Origin of the sequence: Rhodococcus sp. NPDC059968 (assembly GCF_042738615.1) — a bacterium.
Classification (GTDB): Bacteria; Actinomycetota; Actinomycetes; order Mycobacteriales; family Mycobacteriaceae; genus Rhodococcus_F.
Map to the genome: position 1 here is coordinate 198,461 of NZ_JBHWUE010000006.1, position 7,074 is coordinate 205,534.

At 69.7% G+C, this 7,074-nt stretch carries 7 protein-coding genes; 1 reads left to right on the plus strand and 6 read right to left on the minus strand.

All coding sequences use genetic code 11. The features are described from left to right. Positions 1–23: 23 nt before the first annotated feature. From ACFWAY_RS09050 to ACFWAY_RS09075, 6 genes are all read right to left on the minus strand, one after another. Positions 24–2,207, minus strand: a complete 2,184-nt coding sequence (locus ACFWAY_RS09050) for an AAA family ATPase (protein ID WP_378510483.1) — start codon at positions 2,205–2,207, stop codon at positions 24–26. A gap of 27 nt (positions 2,208–2,234) precedes the next feature. Further along, complete coding sequence (pssA, locus tag ACFWAY_RS09055; protein WP_378451844.1) at positions 2,235–3,098, minus strand: CDP-diacylglycerol--serine O-phosphatidyltransferase; 864 nt, start codon at positions 3,096–3,098, stop codon at positions 2,235–2,237. Continuing rightward, positions 3,095–3,808 carry a phosphatidylserine decarboxylase gene (locus tag ACFWAY_RS09060; protein ID WP_378451845.1) on the minus strand — a complete coding sequence of 238 codons (714 nt, stop codon included), beginning with the start codon at positions 3,806–3,808 and terminating at the stop codon, positions 3,095–3,097. The genes pssA and ACFWAY_RS09060 overlap by 4 nt, the downstream gene beginning before the upstream one ends. A gap of 62 nt (positions 3,809–3,870) precedes the next feature. Then, the gene (locus tag ACFWAY_RS09065) at positions 3,871–4,908 is read right to left on the minus strand and encodes a MerR family transcriptional regulator (RefSeq protein ID WP_378510484.1); all 1,038 of its coding nucleotides are present in this window, start codon (positions 4,906–4,908) and stop codon (positions 3,871–3,873) included. Next, on the minus strand, positions 4,883–5,407 hold the full coding sequence (locus tag ACFWAY_RS09070) for a hypothetical protein (RefSeq protein ID WP_378510485.1): 525 nt from the start codon (positions 5,405–5,407) through the stop codon (positions 4,883–4,885). Before ACFWAY_RS09070 ends, ACFWAY_RS09065 begins: the two co-directional genes overlap by 26 nt. 34 nt (positions 5,408–5,441) lie before the next feature. Further along, positions 5,442–5,897 (minus strand): SRPBCC family protein, encoded by a 456-nt coding sequence (locus ACFWAY_RS09075; protein WP_378510486.1) that lies wholly within the window; start codon positions 5,895–5,897, stop codon positions 5,442–5,444. A 476-nt stretch (positions 5,898–6,373) separates the two neighbouring features. On the opposite strand from ACFWAY_RS09075, the gene ACFWAY_RS09080 reads away from it, so the two are divergent. Further along, the coding region (locus tag ACFWAY_RS09080; RefSeq protein ID WP_378510487.1) for an aromatic amino acid lyase at positions 6,374–7,074 on the plus strand (701 nt) is incomplete at its 3' end.

Here is a 7,074-nt window from a genome sequence, read left to right on the forward strand (position 1 = left end):
AACCGCCCGCGGTTAACAAGTACTCACGAGCGCGTCAGCGCATAGGCCTTGAGGTGCGCCACTTGCTCGGGATCGAGTGAGGGGCGCACCTTGTCGCGTGCCTCGGCCACGTCGGCCGCGGTGACGTCGGCGGCGTCGATGTTCCGGCGCATGGCGGCCAGCGCGGCTTCCCGCAGCAGCGCCGAGCAGTCGGCGGCCGAGTAGCCGTCGAGGTCGTCGGCCAGGGCGTCGAGGTCGACGTCGGCGGCGAGGGGGACCGACTTCCCGGACGTCCGCAGGATCGCGCGGCGGGCATCGCCGTCCGGCGGCGGCACGAACACCAGCCGCTCCAGGCGGCCGGGGCGCAGCAACGCCGGGTCGATGAGGTCGGGCCGGTTGGTGGCGCCGACGACCACCACGTCGCGCAGCGGTTCGACGCCGTCGAGTTCGGTGAGCAGTGAGGCCACCACCCGATCGGACACCCCGGCGTCGGAGCTCTGGCCGCGGCGGGGCGCGAGGGCGTCCACCTCGTCGAGGAAGATCAGCGACGGAGCCGAATCCCGAGCCCGCTGGAACAGTTCGCGGACCGCCTTCTCGGACGCGCCCACCCACTTGTCCATCAGCTCGGCGCCCTTGACGGCGTGCACACTCAGATGTCCCGAACTTGCCAGCGCCCGAACCAGATAGGTCTTGCCGCAGCCGGGGGGACCGTAGAGCAGAACTCCGCGCGGGGGATCGACACCCAGCCGGGCGAACGAATCCGGATGCTGCAACGGCCACAGGACCGCCTCGGTCAGCGCCTGCTTGGTCTCCACCATGTCCCCGACGTCGTCGAGGGTGACGCTGCCGATCGCGAGTTCCTCGCTGCCCGACCGCGACAGCGGGCGGATGACGTCGAGCGCGCCGAGCAGGTCGTCCTGCGTGAGCGCCGGGTCGACGGGTTTCCTGGCCGCGCGCGAGGCGGCACGCAGGGCCGCTTCCCGGCACAGTGCGGCGAGGTCGGCGACGACGAACCCCGGTGTGCGGGCCGCGATCGCGTCGAGGGCGATGCCGTCGGTGGGGACCTTCCGCAGAAGCAGTTCCAGCAGCGCCCGGCGGGTGGAGCCGTCGGGCAGGGTCAGGGTCAGTTCGCGGTCGCACAGGTCCTGCCCGCGCAACCGGGTGTCGACCGACTCCGGGTGCGCCGACGTCGCCACGAACGCGACCCCGACGGTGTCGACCGCGCGGCGGAGCTGTTCGACGATCAGCGCCGACACCGGTTCCGGGGTGGCAGGCAGCAGGGCATCGATGTCGGTGATCAGCAGGACGCCGCCGCTGCGGATCGCGTCGACCGCCGCGGTGACCCGCTGCAACCGTGAGTTGGCTTCCAGTGCGCCGGCGCTCGGCCCGTCGAGTTCGACGATCCGCCGGGAGGCGAGCACCGAACGGGCGAGCGTCGCCTTCCCGACGCCGGCGGGCCCGGTCACCAGGACGCCCAGATGCGGTGAGGCCCCGAGTGTGCGGAGCAGTTCGGGTTCGTCGAGTGCCAGTCCGAGCCACTCGGTGAGTTTGGCCGCCTGGGTGTGGGCACCGACCAGGTCCTCGACCGGGACCGGGGGAACCTCCTCGGCTGGCCGGACTGGCGGCGCGGGTAGCCGGGCCGGAGCCGCGGACACCGTCGCCCGCACGCCCTCGCCCCACCCGACCGCGGTGTTGGGCTGCACGCTCACCGGACCACCGGCCGGGTCGACCCCGGTGACGGTGAGCAACTCGGATGTCCAGGCGACACCGAACGTCCGGGACAGTGCCTGCGTCGCGGGGGCGGTACTGGTTCCGGGGCCCAGATCGCGGGGGAGCAGCGACACCGTGTCGCCGACCGTGAGGACCTTGCCGAGCAGGGCGTGACGCAGGGTGACGTCGGAGACGGAGTTCACGGCCAGATTCGAGCCGCTGACCGTCACCGTCTTCCCGCCGTACACCGTCACCGGTGTCACGACGACCGTGCTGTTCTCGGTCAGCCCGGCGTTGGACAGGGTCACGTCGTCGAGGAGTGCAGTCCCCGTGGGGGTTCCGGTCGGCGCGCGACCCGCCACCGCGGCGGTGCGGCGCGCGCCGACGAGGGCGATCGCGTCCCACTCGCGGAGACCGAGCGCGGCGAGGGCTTCCGGATGCAGCCGGACCACGCCGCGCCGGGTGTCGGCGGCCGAGGTGTTCAGTCGGACTGTGAGCGCGAGTTCCGGTGAGGTCACGCCGTCGAGCCTACGTGCGGGAGCGACCTATCGGGCCCGGGGACGGCGCAGCCCGAGCCGTGCGGCCGATCGCCTGCCGCGGGCGTCGGGCTGACGCCGGATGGCACGCCGCTCGGACGGCTTGATGTCCCACGTCTCGGGCCGCGCGGCCACCCACCGCTTCGAATGGACCGCGAACGGAATGTGCGCAAGGTACACCGCGACGAGGGCGATCAACAGGATGTACGGGTAGGTGACCAGGGCCGCCGCCGCGAGCGCCACGAGGACGAGGAGACCGGCCGCCATGCGCGGGGGCACGGACACCGTCTTCAGCGCGAGGGTGGGGATGCGGCTGACGATCAGCGCCGCGGAGATCACGGTCCACGCCACGACGACGGGATACGACGACCACCAGCCGTCGCCCCATTGCGCCGCGGCAGCCAGCGGGGTCAGCGCGACGAGTGCACCCGCCGGTGCCGGGACACCCGTGAAGTACTCGTTGGCGTAGCCCGGCATGTCGTCCTCGTCGAGGAGCGTGTTGAACCGGGCCAGCCGCAGCACGATGCTCACCGCGTAGATCAGGGCGATGATCCAGCCGAAACTCTGGCCGTCCAGCAGCGTGACGTAGAGGACGAGGGCCGGTGCGACGCCGAACGAGATGGAATCGGCGAGCGAATCCAGTTCGGCGCCCATCTTGCTGGTGGCGTCGAGTAGTCGCGCGATCCGACCGTCGAGCGAGTCGAGGACGGCGGCCGCACCGATCATGGCCAGCGCCGTTCCCAGGTCGCCGTCGAGCGCGAACTTGACGGCGGACAGCCCCGCGCACAGCGCGAGGATCGTGACCACGCTCGGCAGGAGCCGGACCGCCTGCTGGGGTCGTCCCCTCCGCTGCTGCTTCGCGTTGGCGATCACGGCAGTTGAGCGATGACGGTCTCGGCACCGATCGTCCGCTGCCCTCGCTCGGCGAGCAACGTGGTGCCCACCGGGAAGTACGTGTCGACGCGGGAGCCGAACCGGATCAGGCCGTACGTGTCACCGATCGGGAGGGTGTCGCCGACCTTGGCGTCGCAGACGATCCGGCGGGCGAGCAGACCGGCGATCTGCACGACGGCGACGTCGTGGCCCGCCGGGGTGTGCAGCAGCATGCTGTTGCGTTCGTTGACCTCGCTGGCGTCGGCGAGATCGGCGGAGAGGAACTGGCCCGGCCGGTGGACGACCTTCGTGACCTCACCACCGACAGGACTGCGCTGGACGTGCACGTCGAGCACGGACAGGAAGATGCTGACCCGGGGGAGCGGCTCGGTTCCCATGTCGAGTTCGGACGGCGGGACCGCGGAGTCGACGAGCGCGACCTCGCCGTCGGCGGGTGCGACCACGACGCCGACACGGTTCGGCGGAACGCGGTGCGGATGCCGGAAGAACGCGGCGCAGGCCGCGGCGGAGGTCAGTGCTCCACGCCGGACCCACTTGCGCTTGCGGCCGAGGACGGCCACACCGAGTGGCGCGAGGACGAAGGGCAGCCCGGCCGGATGCAGGGGCGGAACTGCTCCGCGGACGAGGTCGACGATGTGCCCGACGCTCGTGGGTTGCGGGGTTCCGGGGGGTGTGGGCTTGCGTGCCACGGGCTCCTCTAACTGTGTCGGACGGACGTGCTGGCTGCGCGCCATCGCGCCGCACTCACAGGTTACGTGAGCGCTACCGGCTGCAACGGCATCAGGAGAGAGTACGCACTCGCGGGGTCCGATGTGTGAATGGATCGTGGCCGGATGGCGAGCGGTGTGATGGGTCCACCCACCTGGAACGTCAACTGCGCGCCCGGCAGCGCGTCGACGGCCTCGAGGAGAAAACCGGCGTTCACCTGCACATGGAAGCGCACGGGCTGCTCCGTGCCCGGGCTGCCGATGACGATCTCGCCCGACTCGAGAACGCCGAGATCCACCCGGTCGCCTGCGTCGGTGAGGAGTGCTCGAAGCTTCGCCGAGGAGAAGGTGTGTTCGATCCCGCGGTCGCGCGGCGACAGACTGCGATGGTCGGGGAACGCACCGTCGACGAGCCGGGTGGTGAGCTGTTCGGCACCGCAGCGGAGGGTGATGCTGTCGGAGCCGACGACGACGGTCACCGTGTCGTAGCGACGCAGCAGTCCGGCCGCGTCGTCCAGGAACGTGCACGGGACGACGGCGGAGATCGGTTCGTCCGGCGATTCGAGGACGGTCGCCGTTCCCACCGCCAGCCGGTAGCGGTCGGTGGTGACGAGCCGCAGCATGTCGTGGTCCGTTTCCAGGAGGCAGCCGCGCAACACCGGGAACTCCGAGTCGGCGTCGGCGGCGAACCGGACCGAGTCGAACGCGGTGAGGAGGTCGGTGGTGCGGAGGGCGACCGTGCACTCCCGCGCCGCTCGCGCGTCGAGCAGGCGATGAATTTTCGTCAGTTCGCGCCGGGCGTCGTCCAGCCCCTTCTCCAGCCGGCCGAGATGCCGGTCGAGGAGTCCGTGGGCGTCCGTGCCGCTCAGCACGGCCGCCATCTCCTTCACCGGCATACCCACCCGGCGCATCGCGGCGACGAGGACGGCAGCGTCGACGTGCCGGTCGGTGTACCAGCGGTAGCCCGTGCGCGGGTCCACCGCGTGCGGGGTGAGCACGCCCGCCTTGTCGTAGAACCTCAGCGCGCTGACCGACAGGCCGGACGTCCGGGCGAGTTCACCGATGCTGAGCACGGTGCGCACTCTGCCCCTGTGGTCCGACAGCTGCGGCGTCGAGTTCTGCGCGCAGTCGCGCGACGGCCCCGCGGATCATCCGTCCATATCCGTCTTCGGCGGGGTGTTCGCAGCTCTGTGCGGCCCGCTCGAGATGGTGGCGTGCCTCGGACGACTGGCCGAGTGCGTGATGAGCGGCCGCCACGTTGAGGTGCAGCGACGGGTAGAATCCCGCGACCCGCAGCGAGGAGTGGTGCTGCCGAGCTCGGTCGTCGGTCAGCGAGTCGGCGGCGGCGAGGGCTCTCAGATCCCAGCGCAGCTCCTCGGCGGGGTCGGTCTGGACGTCCGCCATGTAGTGGGCCAGCGTGACGACGTGCAACGGGTCCGGTGTGTCGCCGCCGGGACCGGCGAGGGCGTCCCACACCTCCTCGAAGATGCGCCGGGCGCCCTCCCGGTCACCCGCTACTGCCAGTTCCTGACCCTGCGCGATCCTCGCCATGACGGCGTCCGGTGTGTCCATGCGGACCACGCTGAGGCCTCGACCAGGTCGAGGGTCAACCGGACTACGTGCGTTCGGCTGCCGACTTTATGCGGGCGAGGGTGGTGTTCATGCCGTTCACGAGGTCGACCTCGAAGTCGTCGTTGCCACCGAGGACGGTCTTGATCAGGAGCTGCGACACCTTGGACGTTCCGGTCGGGGCTTCGCGGCGCTCGGTGACCTTGGTTCCGCCTGCCGTCGGCTCGAGTTCGTACGACCAGATGGTGCGGTTCTCGAGGATCCGGAACGCGATGGCCTTGTTCGGCTGGAATTTCACGACCTTCGACCTGGTCGGCCACACGAGGAAGCCCTTGCGGTTGATGTTGACGGTTTTGGTGCCCTCTTCGACGACGCCACCGAGGACGCGCATCTGGCGGCACTGGGGGCTCCATTCGCCCATCCGCTTCAGATCCGACACGACGGCCCACACGTCTTGCGGGGTCGCGTCGATGTCGATGCTTGCTTCGAGGATGTTTGCCATCGGCTGTCTCCTGTGAGGGAAGGTGATACGTAAGGTAACAATTACTTTTGCGTCATGGTAGGTGGTCGGGTCGGAGTCGTGTGCGGTAGGTCACTGAATTATCGTCCCGACCGCAGTTTTCCAGCACTTCCGCGCGCCTCATCGAAACCGTGTAACCAAAGGGGCACGATGGGCGATGAGTCAATAGCGCGACGAAATGTCGCCGGTGCAATGGCGCAAATGGAAAGTTGTCGAGTCGGTGTTCGGAAGTGATCGGTAGTGAATGTTCATTCGATCCTGCGGTGGGACCGCAGCCCTCTCCCTCTACTCGAATCAGCCCGATTGCAAGGACGTCCGTCCTCGTGGCCGAGTGAAAAACTCGAACGTCTGATGACGCCACGCGAAATCGAGGAAGCTCTCCGCGGCCGGTTGTAGACGCCGTCGTCGCTCCCGCAATCCCGTCACTCTCCGCCCGGCCCCGGGGGAGACTGGGGGTTGTGGGAGCCGAAGAATTTGTCGTGGTCGGAACCGGAGCGGTCTCCGCCGAAGAAGTGATCCGGGTGGCGCGTCTCGGCGCGCCGGTGCGGATCTCGCGGGACGCGATGTCGGCCATGGCGGAAACCCGGAAGCGCATCGAGGCGCTGGCCGAGGATCCGAAGCCCGTGTACGGGATCTCGACGGGTTTCGGGGCACTCGCGACCCGGCACATACCCTCTGCGCTACGGACGCAGCTGCAGCGCAGTCTGGTCCGCTCGCATGCCGCCGGAAACGGCCCCGAGGTGGAACGCGAGGTCGTCCGCGCTCTGATGCTGCTGCGGCTGTCGACCCTGGCCACCGGAAGGACCGGCGCGCGGCCCGAAGTCGCGCAGGTCTACGCGTCGCTCCTGTCGGCCGGCATCACACCCGTGGTCCACGAGTACGGCAGCCTCGGATGCTCGGGTGATCTGGCGCCGCTGGCCCATGTCGCGCTCGCGGTGATCGGCGAGGGCACGGTGCGAGACGCGGACGGCGAACTCCAGCCCGCCGCGGAGGCGATGTCCGCTGCCGGTATCGAACCCGTCGTGCTCGAGGAGAAGGAGGGGCTCGCCCTCATCAACGGCACCGACGGCATGCTCGGCATGCTGGTGCTGGCGTGTCACGATCTGCGTGGGCTGCTGTCGCTTGCGGACGTGACGGCGGCGATGAGTGTGGAGGGGCT

Bases quoted from the DNA above. Each gene is read 5' to 3' on its own strand.
- ACFWAY_RS09075 (WP_378510486.1), bottom strand. From the start codon at position 5,897: ATGGCAAACATCCTCGAAGCAAGCATCGACATCGACGCGACCCCGCAA.